At 69.3% G+C, this 18,439-nt stretch carries 17 protein-coding genes, 1 tRNA gene and 1 pseudogene; 8 read left to right on the top strand and 11 right to left on the bottom strand.

Translation table 11 applies throughout. From position 1 onward, the window contains the following. The first annotated feature begins 18 nt into the window (after positions 1-18). Positions 19-1,209, top strand: coding sequence for a phosphoglycerate dehydrogenase (gene serA, locus IPJ61_RS09705; protein ID WP_297106306.1), 1,191 nt, complete (start codon positions 19-21; stop codon positions 1,207-1,209). Here serA and IPJ61_RS09700 read toward each other — a convergent pair whose 3' ends face one another. From IPJ61_RS09700 to IPJ61_RS09685, 4 genes are read right to left on the bottom strand one after another with little or no spacing between them, the layout of a single operon-like run. Further along, positions 1,210-2,007 (bottom strand): inositol monophosphatase family protein, encoded by a 798-nt coding sequence (locus IPJ61_RS09700; protein WP_297106302.1) that lies wholly within the window; start codon positions 2,005-2,007, stop codon positions 1,210-1,212. A gap of 16 nt (positions 2,008-2,023) precedes the next feature. After that, the gene (gene rsgA / locus IPJ61_RS09695) at positions 2,024-2,992 is read right to left on the bottom strand and encodes a ribosome small subunit-dependent GTPase A (protein WP_297106299.1); all 969 of its coding nucleotides are present in this window, start codon (positions 2,990-2,992) and stop codon (positions 2,024-2,026) included. After that, a complete protein-coding gene (gene aroA / locus IPJ61_RS09690; RefSeq protein WP_297106295.1) occupies positions 2,989-4,242 on the bottom strand; it encodes a 3-phosphoshikimate 1-carboxyvinyltransferase in 1,254 nt (417 codons plus the stop codon). The genes rsgA and aroA overlap by 4 nt, the downstream gene beginning before the upstream one ends. Next, entirely contained in the window at positions 4,239-4,766 is a 528-nt protein-coding gene (locus IPJ61_RS09685; protein ID WP_297106292.1) for a DoxX family protein, read from the bottom strand. Before IPJ61_RS09685 ends, aroA begins: the two co-directional genes overlap by 4 nt. Before the next feature lie 162 nt (positions 4,767-4,928). Here IPJ61_RS09685 and IPJ61_RS09680 point away from each other — a divergent pair, with 162 nt between their 5' ends. Both IPJ61_RS09680 and IPJ61_RS09675 read left to right on the top strand, forming a co-directional pair. Beyond that, on the top strand, positions 4,929-5,537 hold the full coding sequence (locus tag IPJ61_RS09680) for a sigma-70 family RNA polymerase sigma factor (protein WP_297108110.1): 609 nt from the start codon (positions 4,929-4,931) through the stop codon (positions 5,535-5,537). Continuing rightward, positions 5,537-5,803 (top strand): zf-HC2 domain-containing protein, encoded by a 267-nt coding sequence (locus IPJ61_RS09675; RefSeq protein WP_297106288.1) that lies wholly within the window; start codon positions 5,537-5,539, stop codon positions 5,801-5,803. Before IPJ61_RS09680 ends, IPJ61_RS09675 begins: the two co-directional genes overlap by 1 nt. A gap of 56 nt (positions 5,804-5,859) precedes the next feature. Here IPJ61_RS09675 and IPJ61_RS22530 read toward each other — a convergent pair whose 3' ends face one another. Next, positions 5,860-5,934, bottom strand: a complete 75-nt coding sequence (locus tag IPJ61_RS22530; RefSeq protein ID WP_385901511.1) for a 50S ribosomal protein bL37 — start codon at positions 5,932-5,934, stop codon at positions 5,860-5,862. Positions 5,935-6,209: 275 nt separating this feature from the next. Between IPJ61_RS22530 and IPJ61_RS09670 the strand changes: the two genes are divergently transcribed. Then, positions 6,210-7,619: a sensor histidine kinase gene (locus IPJ61_RS09670; protein ID WP_297108105.1), complete on the top strand. Its 1,410-nt coding sequence runs from the start codon at positions 6,210-6,212 to the stop codon at positions 7,617-7,619. Between the two features lie 18 nt (positions 7,620-7,637). On the opposite strand, the gene IPJ61_RS09665 is transcribed toward IPJ61_RS09670, so the two are convergent. Next, complete coding sequence (locus IPJ61_RS09665; RefSeq protein WP_297106285.1) at positions 7,638-7,889, bottom strand: WhiB family transcriptional regulator; 252 nt, start codon at positions 7,887-7,889, stop codon at positions 7,638-7,640. Between the two features lie 159 nt (positions 7,890-8,048). Between IPJ61_RS09665 and IPJ61_RS09660 the strand changes: the two genes are divergently transcribed. Further along, a complete protein-coding gene (locus IPJ61_RS09660; protein ID WP_297106282.1) occupies positions 8,049-8,432 on the top strand; it encodes a hypothetical protein in 384 nt (127 codons plus the stop codon). A 6-nt stretch (positions 8,433-8,438) separates the two neighbouring features. On the opposite strand, the gene galK is transcribed toward IPJ61_RS09660, so the two are convergent. The 5 genes and pseudogenes from galK to IPJ61_RS09635 all read right to left on the bottom strand — a co-directional run bounded on the left by galK (position 8,439) and on the right by IPJ61_RS09635 (position 15,000). Then, positions 8,439-9,581, bottom strand: coding sequence for a galactokinase (gene galK, locus IPJ61_RS09655; protein ID WP_297106280.1), 1,143 nt, complete (start codon positions 9,579-9,581; stop codon positions 8,439-8,441). A 1-nt stretch (position 9,582) separates the two neighbouring features. Continuing rightward, positions 9,583-9,759 carry a DUF6104 family protein gene (locus IPJ61_RS09650; protein ID WP_297106278.1) on the bottom strand — a complete coding sequence of 59 codons (177 nt, stop codon included), beginning with the start codon at positions 9,757-9,759 and terminating at the stop codon, positions 9,583-9,585. A 4-nt stretch (positions 9,760-9,763) separates the two neighbouring features. Next, positions 9,764-13,476: pseudogene (locus tag IPJ61_RS09645) on the bottom strand (multifunctional oxoglutarate decarboxylase/oxoglutarate dehydrogenase thiamine pyrophosphate-binding subunit/dihydrolipoyllysine-residue succinyltransferase subunit). 134 nt (positions 13,477-13,610) lie between these two features. Further along, the gene (locus IPJ61_RS09640; RefSeq protein WP_297106275.1) at positions 13,611-14,897 is read right to left on the bottom strand and encodes a glycosyltransferase family 87 protein; all 1,287 of its coding nucleotides are present in this window, start codon (positions 14,895-14,897) and stop codon (positions 13,611-13,613) included. A 28-nt stretch (positions 14,898-14,925) separates the two neighbouring features. After that, a tRNA-Arg gene (locus IPJ61_RS09635) sits at positions 14,926-15,000 on the bottom strand. Positions 15,001-15,140: 140 nt separating this feature from the next. Between IPJ61_RS09635 and IPJ61_RS09630 the strand changes: the two genes are divergently transcribed. From IPJ61_RS09630 to IPJ61_RS09620, 3 genes are all read left to right on the top strand, one after another. Continuing rightward, a complete protein-coding gene (locus IPJ61_RS09630; RefSeq protein WP_297106273.1) occupies positions 15,141-15,638 on the top strand; it encodes a hypothetical protein in 498 nt (165 codons plus the stop codon). A 92-nt stretch (positions 15,639-15,730) separates the two neighbouring features. Next, a complete protein-coding gene (gene lysA / locus IPJ61_RS09625; protein ID WP_297106271.1) occupies positions 15,731-17,134 on the top strand; it encodes a diaminopimelate decarboxylase in 1,404 nt (467 codons plus the stop codon). Continuing rightward, positions 17,131-18,438 carry a homoserine dehydrogenase gene (locus IPJ61_RS09620; protein ID WP_297106269.1) on the top strand — a complete coding sequence of 436 codons (1,308 nt, stop codon included), beginning with the start codon at positions 17,131-17,133 and terminating at the stop codon, positions 18,436-18,438. Before lysA ends, IPJ61_RS09620 begins: the two co-directional genes overlap by 4 nt. The last annotated feature ends 1 nt before the right edge of the window (position 18,439 follow it).

Here is an 18,439-nt window from a genome sequence, read left to right as displayed (position 1 = left end):
GCGGTAGGATCACGGTCCGTGAAGGCACTGCTACTCGAGAACATCCACCCCGACGCGGAGAGGCTGCTGAAGGCCCGCGGCTTCGACGTCACGATGGCCACCGAGGCGCTCGCGGAGGACGACCTCATCGACGCCCTGCAGGGCGTCGACTACCTCGGCATCCGCTCCCGCACCCAGGTGACCAGGCGCGTGCTCGGCGCGGCGCCCGGGCTCCGCGCCGTCGGCGCGTTCTGCATCGGCACCAACCAGATCGACCTCGATGCCGCCACTGAGGCGGGCGTCGCGGTCTTCAACGCGCCGTACTCCAACACCCGCTCGGTGGTCGAACTCGCCATCTGCGAGATCATCGCCCTCGCGCGTCGCCTGAGCGACCGCAACCGCGACATGCACGCCGGCGTCTGGGACAAGAGCGCCGTGGGCTCGCACGAGGTGCGCGGACGCACGCTGGGCCTCGTCGGGTACGGGAACATCGGCGCGCAGCTGTCCGTGCTGGCCGAGTCGCTCGGCATGCGCGTGCTGTTCTACGACATCGCCGACCGGCTGGCGCTCGGCAACGCCGTCAAGTGCGACTCGCTCGACGAGCTCCTTGAGCGCGCAGAGACCATCTCCCTGCACGTCGACGGCCGCGCCGAGAACGAGGGCATCTTCGGCGCCGCGGAGTTCGCCAAGATGCGCCCGCGCTCGCTGTTCCTCAACCTGTGCCGCGGCCACGTCGTCGACCTCGAGGCGCTGCACGACAACCTCGTCAGCGGCCACATCGCCGGCGCGGCGATCGACGTGTTCCCGTCGGAGCCGAAGTCGAAGGACGAGCCGTTCCTCTCGAGCCTGCAGAACCTGCCGAACGTCATCCTCACCCCCCACGTCGGCGGCTCGACGAAGGAGGCGCAGGTCAACATCGGCCGTTATGTCGCAGGCAAGCTCGCCGACTACGAGAGCTTGGGCTCCACGTCGATGACCATCAATCTGCCCGACGTCGCGGCCGGCCCCAAGTCGCACGCCCGCATCGTGCACCTGCACCACAACGTGCCGGGCGTCATGGCGCGCCTGAACGCCCTGCTTGCGGCGCACGACATGAACATCGGCTCGCAGACGCTCTCGACGAAGGGACAGCTCGGCTACGCGATCACCGACGTCTCCGGCGAAGGCTACGCGGGCCTGCTCGCCGACCTCGAGGCGCTCGACGAGACGGTGCGCGTCAGAGTCCTCTGATCACTCCGGGAGGCGCAGGCGCTCCAGTACCGCGTCATGCAGCAGCCCGTTGGTTGCCAGCGCCCCCGGGCCGCTCACGCCGTCGACGCCGTCGAGGTTCGTGAACCGGCCGCCGGCCTCGCGCACGATGATGTCGAGCGCGGCCATGTCGTAGAGCTGCAGGTCAGGCTCCGTCGCGACGTCGACCGCGCCCTCGGCGACCAGCATGTAGCTCCAGAAGTCGCCGTAGGCGCGGGTGCGCCACGATTCGCGCATGAGGTTGATGAAGCCCTGGCCGCGGCCGGAGTCGACCCAGCCGTCGATGGACGAGTAGGAGAGCGACGAGTCCTCGACCTTCTCGACCTTGCTGACGCTGAGCTCCGTGGCGTTGAGGATCGAGCGGCCCGTGAACGCGCCGCCGCCCTTGCTCGCCCACCAGCGGCGGTTGAGTGCAGGCGCCGACACCACGGAGGCCGCGATCTCACCATCGACCTCCAGGGCGATCAGCGTCGCCCACACGGGCACGCCGCGCAGGTAGTTCGCGGTGCCGTCGATCGGGTCGACGATCCAGCGCCGGCTCGACTGACCGGTGTCGGCGAACTCCTCGCCGTGCACGGCGTCGCGCGGCCGGGTGCGTGCCAGCGTCCGCCGGATGGACTCCTCGACGGCGGTGTCGGCCTCGGTGACGGGCGTGTTGTCCGGCTTGGCCGAGAACCGCAGGTCCTGGGCCCGGAAGCGGCTCATCGACAGCGAGTCCGCGTCGTCGGCCATCAGGTGCGCGAGGCGCACGTCGTCGGTGAGCTCCCTTGATGCAGACATGGAACCCACACTATCGCTATCCGAACGCGCGCTCCATGCGTCGGAACGACGCCAGCCGGTCCGGCGCGAGCTCACCGTCGGATACGGCGTCGTCGAGGGCGCAGTCGATGGCCGTGGCGTCATGGCGGCAGCCGCGTGGACAGTCCTCCGCGAACTCGGAGAGGTCCGGGAACGCACCGAGGATGGCGCCCGGAGCGACGTGACTGATCCCGAACGACCTGACGCCGGGCGTGTCGACGATCCAGCCGCCGCCCGGGAGCTCCATCGCGATCGCCGACGTCGACGTGTGGCGCCCTTTGCCCGTCAGCTCGCTCACCTCGCCGGTGGCGCGATTCGCGTCGGGGATGAGGCGGTTGACCAGCGTCGACTTGCCGACGCCGGAGTGGCCCACGAACACCGTGACGCGACCGGCGAGCGCGGCGTGGACATCGGTGAGGTCGGCGTCGGGGTCGGTGACAAGGATGGGAACGCCGAGGGGGGTGTAGGCGGCGACGAGGGCGTCGGGCGTTGCCAGGTCCGCCTTGGTGAGGCAGAGCACCGGGTCGATGCGGGCGTCGTAGGCTGCGACGAGGATCCGATCGATCATGCCGACGCGCGGCGTCGGGTCGGCCAACGCGGTGACGATGAACAACTGGTCGGCGTTGGCCACGATGGGACGCTCGAAGGTGTCGGCGTCGTCGGCGCTGCGGCGCAGCACGGTCGTGCGCTCGCTGACCTCCACGGCGCGGGCGAGGGTGCCCTCGTCTCCGCTCGTGTCGCCGTCCAGGCGCACCATGTCGCCGACGATGATCCCCTTGCGGTCGATCAGCCGACCGCGGACGGCGGTGACGAGCCTGCCGCCGAGCAGGCAGCGGTAGCGGCCGCGGTCGATCGAGATGACGCGACCCAGCGGCAGCCGCGAGTAGTCCGGGCGGTCCTTTGTCCGAGGGCGGCTGCGCTTGCGCGGCCGCTCGAAGGCGTCGTGGTCGTCGGTGTGGATGCTCACCCGACGAGCCTCGCCCAATCCTCGGGGAACCGCGGCATGGTCTTGGAGACGCACTGCAGGTCGTCGACGGCGAGACCGGCCGTGCCGAGCGCGAGCAGTGCCGCGAAGTGCACGAGGCGGTGGTCGGCGTAGGTCCGGAGAACTGCCGGTTGGACGGCGGAGCCGCCCTCGACGACGAGGCCGTCGGCGGTCTCGCGCGCGGTGACTCCTGCTCTGGCGAGCTCAGCCACGAGCGCCGCGAGCCGGTCCGTCTCGTGGCCCCGGATGTGGGCGACTCCGCGGATGACGGTGGTGCCCACGGCCAGCGCGCCGAGCGCGGCGACGACGGGGGTCAGCTCCGAGGCTGCCGTCAGATCGACGTCGACGCCCCGCAGCTCGCCGCCGGAAGAAACGGTGACGCGGTCGGTCCCGCGTTCGACGACCGCACCCATGCGCTCGGCGACCTCGAGGAAGAGCGCCCCCGGCTGGATGCTGGTAGGCGGCCAGCCCGGCACGGTGACCCGGCCTCCGGTCGCGGCGGCCGCGGCGAGGAAGACGGCGGCATTGGTGAGGTCCGGCTCGATGGTGGTGTCCAGCGCCGCGATCGGCCCGGGCCGCACCGCCCAGGTGCGCTCGTCGGGCTGGTCGATCACGACGCCGCGGGAGCGCAGCATCTCGACCGTCATCTGGATGTGGGGGAGCGACGGCAGCCGCTCGCCGGTGTGCGTGAGCCGCAGACCGGCCGGCAGCCGTGAGGCGGAGAGCAGCAGCCCGGAAACGAACTGGCTGGAGCCGGAGGCGTCGATGGCGGCCTGGTTCCCGAAAATCGTCGGGGGCGTGAGGGAGAAGGGCAGCGCGTCACCGTCGACCTCGACACCCAGCTGGCGGAGGCCGTCGAGCAGTGGCGACATCGGGCGTTCGCTCGCGTGCGGATCGCCGACGAAGGAGCTAGGGTCGTCGGCGAGGGCCGCGATGGGGGGCACGAAGCGCATCACGGTGCCAGCGAGGCCGCAGTCGATCCGCTGTGCGCCACGGAACCGCGCGGGCGGGGTCACGTGGAGGGCATCGCTGTCGGCGCGGATGTCGACGCCCAGGGCCTCCAGCGCGGCGATCATGAGTGCGGAGTCGCGCGACTCGAGCGCGCCGACGAGCGTGCCGGGCCCGTCGGCCAACGCGGCGAGCACCAACGCGCGGTTGGTCTCCGATTTGGACCCCGGAACCACCACCTCGCCCACGATCGCGCCGTGCGCGGATGGCAGCGGGAAGGTCATCGGGTGGCGCTCTTGGCGGCCTTCGCTACCGCCGCCGCCTTCTCCTCGGCCTTCTTCTTCGCCTCCTGCGTCGCGTGGTCGGCGCGCCACTGGAGGCTGGGCTTGCCCTGCGTGTCGAGTGTGGCGAGCGACGCGGCACCCAGCAACGCCGCCTGGCGCAGGACCTCGCCGCGCTGGGCCTCCTTGACCGCGGGCGCCGCGTCCTTGTCCGGCCACGCGACCGCCAGGTTCACCAGCGACGACTTGGCCAGCAGCAACGCGCCCAGCCGACGCCCGAAGCCGGTGGCAAACATCACGCCGCCCGCGATCTGCGCCGCGCCGACGATGCGGACCCAGGTCTCCGCGCGCTCGGGAACGTAACTGGACACGCTGGCCGGGACTACGCGCTGCACCAGCGGCGCGATCTTGGACGTCACGCGCTCGGCATCGGGCGCGGTCTCGGCGGGCTTACGGACCGCCTTCACCCCGTCCGCGATGAAATAGCTCGCGAACAGGCTCCGGGCAACGAATCGCAACAGGCTCATGGTGCCCACCCTACTAGCCCGGTCATCGCTGGGGAGGGGATGAGAGGCGGGAATAACGTCGGCGCCGACACGGTTGAGGAAGGCATGTCCCCCTTGCTGCTCGATCCCGAGGTGATCACCCGTGCGCGGGCCATCGTCGATGGAGCGCTAGAGTGCCTTCTGATGGACGAGCAGAACCTCCTTTCGGACGAAAGCCTCGACGACGCGCAGGCCGCGGCGTTCGAGGAAGAGGCGCTGTCCCATCTGGACAAGCTGTACGCCGCGGCGCTGCGCATGACGCGCAACCCCGCCGACGCGGAGGACATCGTCCAGGAGACCTACGCGAAGGCGTTCGCCTCCCGACACACCTTCACCATGGGCACCAACCTGCGGGCCTGGCTGTACCGCATCCTGACCAACACCTACATCAACGCGTATCGCAAGGCGCAGCGCGCGCCGCAGTCGACCGGCGATGAGGAGGTCACGGACTGGCAGCTCGCGCGGGCGGCCTCGCACGACTCCACGGGCCTTCGCAGCGCGGAGATGGAGGCGCTGGACCAGACGCCCGATGCCGCTGTCGCTTCGGCGATCGCGCAGCTTCCGGAGAACTTCCGCGTCGCCGTGCTGCTGAGCGACGTCGAGGGTTTCTCCTACAAGGAGATCGCCGAGATCATGGGCACCCCGATCGGCACCGTCATGAGCCGCCTCAACCGCGGGCGGGCGCAGCTGCGCGAACTCCTCGCCGACTACGCGCGCGAGAACGGCCTGTCCCGGAAGAACGGGGGGCGGTGATGGACGCGCATGACATGTCGCACGAGCACGACGAGATGGACGAGTGCGTAGCCGCGCTGGCCCGCGTGCACGCATTCCTGCATCACGAGTTGCTCGAGGCCGACGCGGACATGATCCGCCACCATCTGCACGCGTGCGAGCGATGTATGGAGAACTTCGAGATCGAGTCCACCATCACGGAGATGATCCAGCGCAGCCAGCCGGAGGCCACGGCCCCGACCACGCTGCTCGCGCGCATCCAGACGACGCGCATCACCCGTCGTTGACCCAGAAAAGCAGAAGCCCCCGCAGTTCGCGGGGGCTCAGTTGCTTTGTTCCAGGCTCAGCTGTTGGGACGCTTGCCGTGGTTCGCCTTGTTCTTGCGGCGGGCGCGGCGCTTGCGACCGGTCTTACCCATATCGGGACTCCTCGTGTTCGGTGGGACAGGCACATTCTGCCAGGAAGTAGGGCCTGTTGCGAAAGCGGTGGCCGTAGCGAGCAGCGTCCTGGTGCGTCGTATGCACGGCGCAGGAGGAAGACGTTAGTTGGCCCTCCCGTCGATGAGTGCAACGAAGCAGACGGCGTGCCAGGGCGTTGCGTAGTAGGCCATCTTCCGCTTTCGCAGCAGGTCCGTGGTCGGTGAAAAACGCAACCATCTGGCAGAGTTGCCCCGTGACCCTCGATGTGGACCGCATGACCGACGAGCAGTGGCTCGACGAGTTCGTCTCCGAATGGCATCTCCTGGCCGACCTCAGCTTCTCGGACCTTGTGCTGTGGCGCGCGTTGGACGACGGGGACGTGTTCGAGTGCACGGCGCAGATCCGCCCGGTGACGGGACCGACGGCGCTCGAGGACGACATCGTCGGCGAGCGTATCGAGTACGACCCCGAGCATCAGGTGACGGTGGCCTACCTCACCCACGAGATCGCCGAGACCGGCAACAACGCGCTGAACGCCGGCATCCCCGTCGATGTGTGGGCCATCCCCGTGCTGCGCCATGGTCGACCGATCGCCGTGCTCGAGCGGCATACCAACCAGATGGGCATGCGGGCGACCGGCGCGCTCGAGGAGAACTTCCTCGAGGCCGCGGACATCCTGACCCAGATGCTGATGCGCGGCGAGTTCCCGCTCGTGCCGCCGTCGGACAAGGCGCTCGCTCCCCGCGCGGCCGACGGCGTGCTGCGGATCCAGCCGGACGGCGTGATCTCCTACGCCAGCCCGAACGCGATCACCGGCTTCCGGCGGCTCGGGGCTTCGGGGGACATCGAGGGAGAGAGCTTCCGTGAGCTGACCCGCGGGCTCCGCGAGGGCGTCGAGTCGGTGGGGCAGACGCTCGACGCCGACCTCGGCCGCGGCCTCGAGTTCGACGTCGAGGCCCGGGGCGCGTCGATGCGCTTCGTCTCGCTCCCGCTCTGGCTGGAGCGCACGACCGCCGGCACCCTTGTGCTCTGCCGCGACACCACCGACCTCCGCCGCCGCGACCGGATGCTGGTCACGAAGGACGCGACCATCCGCGAGATCCATCACAGGGTCAAGAACAACCTGCAGACGGTGGCGGCGCTGCTGCGCATGCAGTCGCGCAGGCTGCGTTCCGAGGAGGGCAAGGAGGCGCTGCGCGACGCGATGCGGCGCGTCTCATCCATCGCGATGGTGCACGAGACGCTCAGCTACTCTCTGGGCGAGGCCGTCGCCTTCGACGATGTCTGCGACAAGATCCTCGACATGGTCGGCGACCTCGCGGCGTCGCACGGAACGGTAAGGGCGACGCGGCGGGGGTCGTTCGGCGTGCTGCCCGCGGAGATGGCGACATCGCTGTCGATGGTGATAACCGAGTTGTGCCAGAACGCCATCGAGCACGGCCTGCACGGAGCGTCAGGCGCCGTCGAGGTGGTGCCGAACCGGGAGGGCGCGCGGCTGACCATCGACATCCTTGACCAGGGCAGTGGGCTCCCTGAGGGGTTCAAGCTCGGCAAGCAGAAGTCCCTGGGACTGGCGATCATCACCACGCTGATCGCGGACCTCGACGGCAGGGTGACGATCAAGAATCGCAAGGACACCCAAGGGACGGTGGCGCGGATCGAGCTGGAGGTCTCCTCCTTCTGAGCGCGGCGTCGGCGGTTGTCAGGCGTTGCGCAGTCGGGCGCGTGCGTTGCGCCGCTTGATCGCGCGGCGCTCGTCCTCGCTCAAGCCGCCCCACACGCCGTGATCCTGCCCGGCCTCGAGGGCCCAGGCGAGGCACTGCTCCCGGACGACGCAGCGGGCGCAGATCTTCTTGGCTTCCTCGATCTGCTGCAGCGCCGGACCAGTGTTGCCAACGGGAAAGAACAACTCCGGATCCTCAGTGAGGCAGGCGGCCTTGTGGCGCCAATCCATAGTTGATCTCCTTCACAGCAGGGCAGCAGGGACAGCACGCGCGAGAAGACGCGCAGCTAGAGCAGGCTACCCGCGCGCGGGCGGATAGGCAATAGCCAACGGGGAACTGGGCACCCCCGGGGACTTGCCACGAGCGCGGCGCTTTGGCAGGCTCGGCCCGTGCCACCAGTTCTCCGTCGCCCCCTGCTCGCCACCTGCGTCGGGCTGACCGCGCTCGCCGGGCTGGCGATGATCGGCTTCGGGATCGCGGCCGTCGTGGTCAACTCGCAGTGGTTCGGCATCGGAATCGCTCTGTGGCTGGTCAGCTACGGCCTCGCCCAGCTGCTGCTCGCCTGGTTCGTGACCCGGGGCAGCCGCTTCGCCCTCGGCCTTGTCGTCGCATCGTCGCTGCTCCACGCGTGCGTCGTCGGGAGCTTCATGACGGCCGGGGACACCGCCCAGTTCTGGGGCAGCCTCGCGGTTGCCCCCTTCGTTCTCGCGTGCCTCGTCACCGCGATCCTGGCGGTGACGAAGGACGAGCTGTCGGCCGCGAAGGCAGGCTAGCCGGGGCTAGGCCAGGTGCCCCGCCCCTGGTGCGGGGCGTGCGGTGAACCAATCGGGCGCGCCGAAACCGGCGTGGCTGAACGCGTCCGCGATGGCGCGGCCGATCCGGTCGGCCTCCCCGGCGCGGGTCAGCGCGATGATGCAGCCGCCGAATCCTCCACCCGTCATGCGCGCGCCGAGAGCCCCCGCCGCGCGGGCGGTCTCCACGGCGAGGTCGACGGTGGGGACCGTGATCTCGTAGTCGTCGCGCATCGAGGTGTGCGAGGCGTCAAGCAGCGGGGCGAGTGCGGCGAGGTCGCCGGAGCGGCCGATCTCCAGCGCCGTGAGCACGCGCTCGTCCTCGGTCACCACGTGGCGGACCCGCTTGCGCATCGTCTCGTCCGGCAACTGCGACAGCGCGGCGTCGAGGTCCGTCACGTCACGCAGCGCGGGAACCCCGAGCAGCGCGGCTGCGGCCTCACAGGTGGCGCGGCGGGTGCCGTACTCGCCGTCGACGTGGCTGTGCGGCGTCTTCGTGTCGAGGACGAGCATCTCGTAGCCCTGCTCCGCCATCGGCAGCGGGACGGCCTCGGTCTCCAGCGTGCGGCAGTCGAGGAAGAGTCCCTCGCCCTCCTGGCACAGCGTGCTGGCCGCCTGGTCGAGGAGCCCCGTCGGCGCCCCGACGTACGCGTTCTCGGCGACGCGCGCGAGCTTCGCGCGGTCGATGGGGGAGATGTTCAGGTCGTACAGGTCGCAGAGCGCCGCCACGACGGCGCACTCGATCGCTGCCGAGCTGGAGAGACCCGCGCCGAAGGGGACGTCAGAGGTGAGCACGAGGTTCGTGCCGCCGACGGCATGCCCCGCCTCGCGCAGCGCCCACACGACACCGGCGAGATAGGCGGCCCAGCCAGGCTGCCCCGGGGCCAGGTCAGCAAGCGCCATGTCGGTCTGTTCGTCGAGGTCCAACGCCACCATGGCGAGACGGTCGTCGTCGCGACGACCCGCGGCGACCACGGCCTTGCGGTCGAGCGCGAACGGCAGCACGAAGCCGTCGTTGTAGTCAGTATGCTCACCGATCAGGTTGACCCGGCCGGGCCCGAACCACATTCCTTCGGGTTCTGAGCCCGCGAGTGCGCGGTACCTGGCGCGTAGCGCGTCAAGGTCGAGCATGTCAGTCCTCCTCGTCGTCGAGCCGGGCGAGCCAGGAGGCGAGCCGTTCGACGGGGGTCTCGAATTCGGGGTTGAGGTCGACGAAGGTGCGGAACTGATCGGCGAGCCACTCGAAGGAGACTTCCTCCTCGCCACGCCGGTCGATCAGCTCCTCAAGGCCACGGTCCGTGAAGTACACCGCGTCAGTCCAAGGCAGTCGTGAGCAGGAGGTCCTCCTGCTCCTTGTGGATCTTGGCCGAGCCCACCGACGGCGCCGACGACCACGGCCGCGTGACGGGCCGCATGACGAGGTCGTAGTCAGGGAGATGCTTCTTCAGGTCGACGGGAAGATGCACCGAGAGGAAAGGCCACGCGCCCTGGTTTTTCGGCTCGTCCTGCACGAAGCGCACATCGGTGACGTGGCGGTAGCGCTCGATCACCGGAACGAGGTGCCTGCCGACCAACGGATAGAGGCGCTCGAGCGCGACGATCGCGATCTTCTCGGTAAGGCCCCGGGCATCGCGCGCGGCGACGAGGTCCCAGCGGACCTTCCCCGAGCAGAGGATGAGACGCTCGACCTTCGACGGGTCGGTGATCGCGGGGTCGTCGAGCACCGGCTCCCACCGGCCGGACGTGAAGTCCTGCGGCATCGATACCGCTAGCTTGTTACGCAGCATCGACTTCGGCGTGGCAATCACGACCGGACGGTGGAAGTTCACGTACGCGTGCTGACGCAGCAGGTGGAAGTGGCTCGACGGCGTCGATGGCTGACAGACCGCCAACGCGTTCTCGGCACAGAGCTGCAGCCAGCGCTCAAGGCGCGCCGAGCTGTGGTCCGGTCCCTGGCCCTCGAAACCGTGCGGCAGCAGGAGGACCACGCCCGACTTCTGCGTCCACTTGGCGTTACCGGAGCTCACGAACTCGTCGGAGATGGTCTGGGCACCGTTGGCGAAGTCGCCGAACTGCGCCTCCCACAGCACGAGCGCGTCCGGCCGCGCCACCGAGTAGCCGTACTCGAACCCGAGACCCGCGTACTCGCTGAGCAGCGAATCCCAGACCTCGAAGGTGGCCTGGTCGTCGGCGAGGTGCTTGAGCGGCACCCAGGCCTCGTTGGTCACCCGGTCGACGATCGCGGCGAAGCGCTGCGAGAAGGTCCCGCGCCGGGAGTCCTGGCCCGCAAGGCGCACCGGGCGGTGCTCCATCAGCAACGAGCCGATGGCCATGATCTCCGCGGTCGCCCAGTCGATCGGGCCCTCGAGGATCGCGGCCGCGCGACGCTCCAGCTGTGGCTTGACCTTCGGGTGGATCGTGAACCCCTCGGGGAACTGGATGTGCACGTTGGCGATGGTCTGCACCATCTCCGGCGTGATCTCGGTGAGGCGCTCCTCCGGCTTGGTCGGGTAGTAGGGGACGCGGCGGTAGTCGTCGTCGGTGTCGGTGGCCTCGCGGACCTCGCGGAACACGTTCTCGAGCCGCTCCCGGAAGCGGTCCATGACGGCCTCGGCGTCGGACATCGAGATGTCGCCACGGCCGATCAGCGACTCGGTGTAAAGGCGCCGCGTCGAGCGCTTCTGCTCGATCAGGTCGTACATGTTCGGCTGCGTGAAGCTCGGGTCGTCGCCCTCGTTGTGGCCGCGGCGGCGGTAGCAGACGAGGTCGATCACGATGTCCCGGTGGTACTTCTGCCGATAGTCGAAGGCCAGGCGCGCCGCGCGGATGCAGGCGTCGGGATCGTCGCCGTTGACGTGCAGCACGGGTGCCGAGATCGACTTGGCGATGTCGGTGCAGTAGACCGACGAGCGGGACTCCGACGGCGCGGTGGTGAAGCCGACCTGGTTGTTGACGACGACGTGAATGGTGCCGCCGGTCTTGTAGCCGCGCAGCTGGCTCATCTGCAACGTCTCGTACACCACGCCCTGGCCGGCGAACGACGCGTCGCCGTGCAGCGTGAGCGCGAGGACGGGGTAGTCGTTGCCGGAAGCGTGTCCTGCTTGGCGCGCGTGATGCCCTGCAGGACCGGGTTGACGGCCTCCAGATGCGAAGGGTTCGCGGCGACCGATGCCTTCACCGTCGCCCCGTTCGAGGCGACGAAGACGCCCTCGGCGCCCAGGTGATACTTCACGTCGCCGGTGCCGCTGACGTCGACGGCGCCGTCGAACTCCTTGAAGATCTGGCCGTACTTCTTGCCGACGATGTTGGCTAGCACGTTGAGGCGCCCGCGGTGAGGCATGCCGATGCAGACCTCGTCGATCGAGTCGTTAGCTGCCTGCTGCGCGACCTCGTCGAGCAGCACGATCAGCGACTCGCCGCCCTCGAGCGAAAACCGCTTCTGGCCCACGAACTTGGTCTGCAGGAACGTCTCGAAGACCTCGGCCTCGTTCAGCTTGTCGAGGGCATGCATGTGCTCCTCGTGCGTGAGCGGCGTGTGGGGCCGCTCCATCCGCTGCTGGAACCACTCGCGCTGGCGCGGATCCGTGATGTACATGTATTCGACGCCGATCGTGCGGCAGTACGACGCCTGCAGCACGTTCAGGATGTCACGCAGCGGCAGGTAGACGCGTTCCTTCGCGCCGAAGGTGCCGACGGCGAACTCGCGGTCGAGGTCCCAGATACTGAGGCCGTGGGTCTCCAGACGCAGGTCCTCGTGCGCGCGCTGCCGGTATTCGAGCGGATCGGTGTCGGCGACGAGGTGGCCGAACGTGCGGTACGCGGTCACCAGCTCGAGCACACGGGCGGTCTTGGAGACCTGTGAGTCGCGGTGGGCCGAGACGTCGGGCGACCAGCGCAGCGGCTCGTAGGGGATTCGCAGCGCCTCGAAGATCTGGTCGTAGAAGCCGTCCTCGCCGAGCAGCAGGCCGTGCATCTTCTTCAAGAACTCGCCGGACGTGGCGCCCTGGATAACGCGGTGGTCGTACGTGCTGGTCAGGGTTGTGACCTTGCTGACGCCCAGCTCTGTGATCCGCGAGGGGCTCATGCCTTGGAACTCTGCGGGGTAGTCGATGTTGCCGACACCCATGATGACGCCCTGGCCGGTCATGAGGCGGGGAACCGAGTGGTTGGTGCCGATGCCGCCCGGGTTGGTGAGTGACGCCGTCGTTCCCGCGAAGTCGGAGACCTGGAGCTCGCCCTCGCGGGCCTTCTTGACGACATGCTCGTAGGCCGACCAGAACTGGAAGAAGTTCAGCCCCTCGCAGCCCTTGATGTTGGGCACGAGCAGCTGGCGGGTGTCACCCTTCCTGAGGTCGATCGCGATGCCGAGGTTGATGGCGGGATTCACGACCAGGTTCGGCTTGCCGTCGACGACCTCGTAGGCGTTGTTCATCTCGGGAAGCGCCTTGAGCGCCTGCACCATGGCGTAGCCGATGATGTGCGTGAACGAGACCTTGCCGCCCTTCGAGGTGCGCAGGAAGTTGTTGATCACCGTTCGCTGGTCGATGACCAGCTTCATCGGCACCGAGCGCACCGACGTCGCCGTCGGAACGGTCAGCGAGATGTCCATGTTCTTGGCCGTGCGCATGGGCGCGCCGCGCATGACGGTGTAGCGCGGCTCTGCCGTCGACGGCGCGGGACGCAGCGTCGGGTTGGGGGCGTTCGCAGAGAGGCCCGCGCCGCTGCCGGGGTTCGTGGGGAGGCCCTCGCCGCGGCGGGCGCCCTCGGTCATGGAGCGAGCCTCGGGCCTGGCCGGGGTGACGGGCGCGGCGGCCGGAGCGGGGCGAGCGGGAGGTGGGGTGGGGGCCGCCGCCGGAGCCGGCGATGCCGCCGCGGGCGCGGGCTTCGGGGCGGGAGCCGGTTGGTGAGCCGGAGCCGGAGCCGGAGCGGGTGCGGGTGCGGGCGTCGTCGGTGCGCCCTCCGCGGCGAAGAACTCCCGCCAGGACGTGTCGACAGACTGAGGATCAGCCTGGTACGCCTCTCGCATCTCGTCGATCAGCCAGGAGTTGGCCCCAAACGCGTCATTGGACTCAGGTGCAGACATGTGCATTAGTGGCCGGTGCCACAATCCCCTCTATGTGTGAGTTCCCGCAGGCGGCTGCGGCTGCCCGGTTAGCTTACCTAATAAAGGGAAGATTCGGTTGACGACGCACGGCGACTGGATACCGCGGCGAGCCACACCGCGTGGGCCGTCAACACGACCAGCGTGAGGTTGCGCAGGATGAGCACGGCGGTCTCCGGGCCTGAGCCGAGCGGAATGGCCATGACGCCGTACGCACCCCAGGGATAGCTGAGTTGGGTGAGGGCGCCGACGAGCACCAGCGCGACGGCCTGGACGTGGACATGGCGGCGCAGGCGCAGCGGCATCCGCGTCAGCAGGAGTGCGGCCACGGGGCCGCCCAGCCACAGGATGTACTGCGGCGAGAGGGTCTTGTTCGACACGACGATCGCGAGGATGACCGCGAGGACGGCGAAGAGGATCGCGGGCTGTAGTCGTGCGTCGTCGAGGCGGCCGTTCCTGATCAGCCGGATCGACAGCCACGCGGTCAGCACAACGGTCGCGGCCGTGAGCGCCGTTGACACGGCGAGCAGGGCGTCGACGCCGGGGGAGCCGGCCACGATCTCGAGCGCGTTGTAGCCGGAGAGCTTGATGTCCCACGACGGGTTGTCCGTGAAGGTGCGCAGCCACATCAGCGGCGTCGCGGGGACCGACTCGATCTGCAGCCCGCGTCCCCGCTGCCACACAACGGGGGAGACGGTCCGTTCCCACCCGACGGCGGCGAGCGACGCGAACGCCAGCCCGAAGCCGGCGACGCCGAAGCCGAGGAGGCGACGTCGGGCGGGGCCGGGCTGAAGGGGGGCAGGCGCCAGGAACGGCCCGATCAGCAGGGCGGGCCACAGCTTGATCGCGGCCCCGAGGCCCAGCAGGGCGCCGGAGATGGCTGGACGTCGGAGGAGCAGGACGCAGGCCCAAACGACGAGGGCGGCGGGGATGAGGTCGAACCGGAACCAGACGATGGCGCCTTGCGCGCCGGTGAACAGGATCCAGAACAGCGCGGCGGCGAACGTGGTGCGGCGGTAGAGCGTGGCGGCGACGATGAAGTCGAGCGCCAGCATGCTGGCGCGGTACCACGGGGTCCAGAGTTCCCACCCGCCGCCGAGGGTGTAGATGGCCTGGAGGATCCAGACCGCGGGCAGGGGGTACTCCTGCATCGCGGAGATGTCGCCCTGCTCGAACTGGAACAGATAGGCGGTGTAGTAGGAGACGTCGTTGGCCACGAACGCGACCTGCTCGAGCCGCAGCGACAGCATGATGAGGATGCGGGTGAAGACGAAGGTCGCCAACAGCGCGGTGATTCGGAAGAGTTGCTCATCGGTAGACACCCGAGGCGGGGATTCGATCGTCACGTCCCGCCTCCCACGTCCTGGATTCGGCTGGCGCCCCCGCGAGGATTCGAACCTCGGCTCCCGCCTCCGGAGGGCGGTGCTCTATCCCCTGAGCTACGGGGGCCAGTCGTCGCCGACGAAAGCGACCTGTGAAAGGTTAGCACCAACCGGCGAGGGTGTCGTCTCCGCGCACGGTGAGGTTGTCGCGACGACGCGGTTCGGAGAACGGGGATCCAGAAACAGCGCCGTTGGTAGGGTCTGGGCGTGCGTTGGATCGTCCCCCTGCTCGCCGCGGCGCTGCTGCTCGGTGGCTGCGTGTCGCGCCCGGAGCCCGCTCCGGCGGTGATGCGCGAGACCCCTCCGCCGTGGGATGCGCCGCGCGACGCAATCAGCAACATCACGGAAGCAGGCGCCCCCGAACTCAGCCTGGGCGACGACGCCGACCCGTGGATTCTGCGCATCGCGGTCACCGTCGACGGCGCTCCGGTCGAGGTGCCTGCGCACATCGGCGTCGATCGGCTGCGCGCCATCCAGGCACCGGTGCACACCCACGACGTCGGGGGAGAGGTCTGGCTGGAGGGCGAGGGCAACCACGACGCGACCCTCGGCCAGTTCTTCACGCTCTGGGGCGTCCGGTTCGACGACGACTGCCTCGGCGCCACCTGCAGCGGCGTGACCGTGCTCGCCGACGGTCAGCCCGTCGACGATCCCGCTGCGTTGGTCCTGCGCGGCCTGGAGCTGGTCGAGGTGTCGGCCGGCTGAGGGGCTCGCCTCCTCGGGCATTCGGCTCGCACAGCGGTCAGGGTGGCTGGCATGTACGTGTGCGGGGCTCCGCTCTGGCAGGCTGTTCCCCCATGACGCACATGCACATCGCGGGGTCCATCCATGCCGACGCCGCGCAGGGCGGGCCGACCTGGCTGGAGTTGCCGGAAGACCTCAACGAGCTCGACCTGAGACTCTGGCCCCGCGGCACCCACCGCGCCGACGACGGCGTCGTCGTCGTGGGTGGGGCGCGGCTCACCGACGTGGCCGCAGAGCACGGCACGCCCACCTATGTGATCGACGAGGCCGACTTCCGCGCCCGCGCCGCCGCGTTCCGCGACGCGTTTCCCGGCTGGTCCGTGTACTACGCGGGCAAGGCGCTGCTGACCCGCCGCGTGGCGCGCTGGGCGGCTGAGGAAGGGCTCAACCTCGACGTCACCACCATGGGCGAGATGCGCATCGCGCTCGCCGGCGGCATGCCTGCGGAGCGCCTGGGCATGCACGGCAACAACAAGTCGGAGGAGGAGATCGCGTTCGCGCTCGAAAAGGGTGTCGGGCGGATCATCGTCGACTCCTTCGACGAGATCAACCGGCTGGAGGCCGCGTGCGCCGCGGGCGGCCACCGGGCCTCCGTGCTGGTGCGCGTCACCACCGGGGTCGAGGCCCACACGCACGAGTACATCGCCACCGCCCACGAGGACCAGAAGTTCGGGCTCAGCATCATGGGCGGTCAAGCGCTGACCGCGCTCGTGCGCTGCCAGGCCTCGCCGTACCTCGACCTCCGCGGCATCCACAGCCACATCGGATCCCAGATCTTCGAGACCTTCGGCTTCGAGGTCGCCATCCGCCGCACGCTCAAGCTCGCCTCGCAGTTCCGCACCGCGACCGGCGTCGAGCTGCCGGAGCTGGACCTCGGCGGCGGCTTCGGCATCTCGTACACCAGCGCCGACTCGCCGCTGGGCGCGAGCGACCTCGCTGCCGCCTTCGAGGAGATGATCGACCATGAGTGCCGCGCCTTCGGGCTCGCGCGCCCGCACCTCAGCATCGAGCCAGGCCGCGCCATCTGCGGGCCAGCAGGCGTGGCGATCTACCGTGTCGGCACCATCAAGCTCGTCGAGTTGGAGGGCGGCAAGTCCCGCCTGTACGTCAGCGTGGACGGCGGCATGAGCGACAACATCCGCCCAGCCCTGTACGCCGCCGAGTATTCGGGCATCATCGCGAACAGAACCTCGTCACAGCCGCCGGTGCTGAGCCGTGTCGTCGGCAAGCACTGCGAGGGCGGCGACATCCTCATCCGCGACGTGTTCCTTCCCGCCGATATCGCCATCGGCGACCTCATCGCTGTGCCCGGTTCGGGCGCGTACGCCCGCAGCATGGCGAGTAACTACAATCAGGTTCCCAAGCCTCCGGTGGTCAGCGTGTTGGACGGCGTCACCTCGACGATGCTGCGGCGCGAGACCCTGGAAGACCTCATGAGATTGGACGTGGGAGAGTGAGCAAGCCGCTGAAGGTCGCCCTGCTGGGCGCTGGCGTGGTCGGGTCGCAGGTGGCGAGGATCATCCTCGCCGAGGGCGACACGCTCGAGTCGCGCATCGGCCGTCGGCTGGAGCTGGTCGGGATCGGGGTGCGGCGCGAGGACGTCGAGCGGCCGGGCGTCGACCCCGCGCTGTTCACGACCGACGCGATGGCGCTCGTCAGCCGCGGCGACCTCGATGTCGTCGTCGAGCTGATCGGCGGTATCGAGCCCGCGGGAACGCTGCTTGCCACCGCGATCGCGCACGGTGCTTCCGTCGTCACAGCCAACAAGGCGCTGCTCGCCAACGAGCTGGGCGTGCTGTCGAAGGCCGCGGAGGCGAAGGGGGTCGACCTGTACTACGAGGCGGCCGTCGCGGGCGCCATCCCCATCATCCGGCCGCTGCGCGAGTCCCTGGTCGGCGACGAGATCACCGAGGTGATGGGCATCGTCAACGGCACCACCAACTTCATCCTCGACAAGATGGTCACCGACGGCGTGGGCTTCGAGGAGGCGCTCGCCGAGGCGCAGGCGCTCGGCTACGCAGAAGCCGACCCGACGGCCGACGTCGAGGGTCACGACGCGGCGGCCAAGGCCGCGATCCTCGCCGGGCTCGCCTTCCACACGGAGGTGACCCTCGACGAGGTCAGCTGCGAGGGCATCACCAAAGTAACGGCCGAGGACATCGCCGCCGCCGAGCAGATGGGCTGCACCATCAAGCTGCTCGCCATCGCGAAGCTGACCGACGACAAGGAGCGGGTCATCGTCAAGGTGCATCCCGCGATGGTCTCCAACAAGCACCCGCTGGCCAGCGTCTCCGGCGCCCGCAACGCGATCTTCGTGAACTCCCGCGAGGCCGGCGAGCTCATGTTCCTCGGCCAGGGCGCAGGCGGGGCCCCGACGGCGAGCGCCGTCATGGGCGACGTCGTCACCGCCGCCCGCAACCGCACCCGCGGCACCCGGGGACACTCCGGCGCCGCGTACACGGCCCGGCCGGTGGCTCCCATCGGGGAGTCGACGGCGCAGTTCTACGTCACGCTCGAGGTCGTGGATCGGCCCGGGGTCCTCGCGCGGTGCGCGGCCGTCTTCGGCAGTCACGACGTGTCGCTGCGCGTCGTCCAGCAGAGTTACCAGGAGGACGTCGACGGCGCGGAGGAGCTTCCCGCACGGCTGGGGATCATGACGCACGCCACCTCCGAGGACAACCTCGGCAAGGTTGTCGCCGAGCTGCGTGAGGCGGACTTCGTCTGTTCGCCGGTGCGCGTCATGCGGGTCGAGGGCTTCTGAG

Source organism: Tessaracoccus sp. (assembly GCF_016714275.1).
Classification (GTDB): domain Bacteria; phylum Actinomycetota; class Actinomycetes; order Propionibacteriales; family Propionibacteriaceae; genus Arachnia.
Note: the sequence above shows the minus strand (reverse complement) of the source record. Positions and strands in the feature narration are given on the sequence as shown.

Excerpts from the sequence above, each read along its gene's own strand:
- IPJ61_RS09685 (WP_297106292.1), bottom strand. The coding sequence starts at position 4,766 with ATGAGCCTGTTGCGATTCGTTGCCCGGAGCCTGTTCGCGAGCTATTTC.
- IPJ61_RS09680 (WP_297108110.1), top strand. The coding sequence starts at position 4,929 with ATGGACGAGCAGAACCTCCTTTCGGACGAAAGCCTCGACGACGCGCAG.
- IPJ61_RS09700 (WP_297106302.1), bottom strand. The coding sequence starts at position 2,007 with ATGTCTGCATCAAGGGAGCTCACCGACGACGTGCGCCTCGCGCACCTG.
- lysA (WP_297106271.1), top strand. The coding sequence starts at position 15,731 with ATGACGCACATGCACATCGCGGGGTCCATCCATGCCGACGCCGCGCAG.
- IPJ61_RS09670 (WP_297108105.1), top strand. The coding sequence starts at position 6,210 with ATGACCGACGAGCAGTGGCTCGACGAGTTCGTCTCCGAATGGCATCTC.
- galK (WP_297106280.1), bottom strand. The coding sequence starts at position 9,581 with ATGCTCGACCTTGACGCGCTACGCGCCAGGTACCGCGCACTCGCGGGC.
- IPJ61_RS09675 (WP_297106288.1), top strand. The coding sequence starts at position 5,537 with ATGGACGCGCATGACATGTCGCACGAGCACGACGAGATGGACGAGTGC.
- IPJ61_RS09665 (WP_297106285.1), bottom strand. The coding sequence starts at position 7,889 with ATGGATTGGCGCCACAAGGCCGCCTGCCTCACTGAGGATCCGGAGTTG.
- aroA (WP_297106295.1), bottom strand. The coding sequence starts at position 4,242 with ATGACCTTCCCGCTGCCATCCGCGCACGGCGCGATCGTGGGCGAGGTG.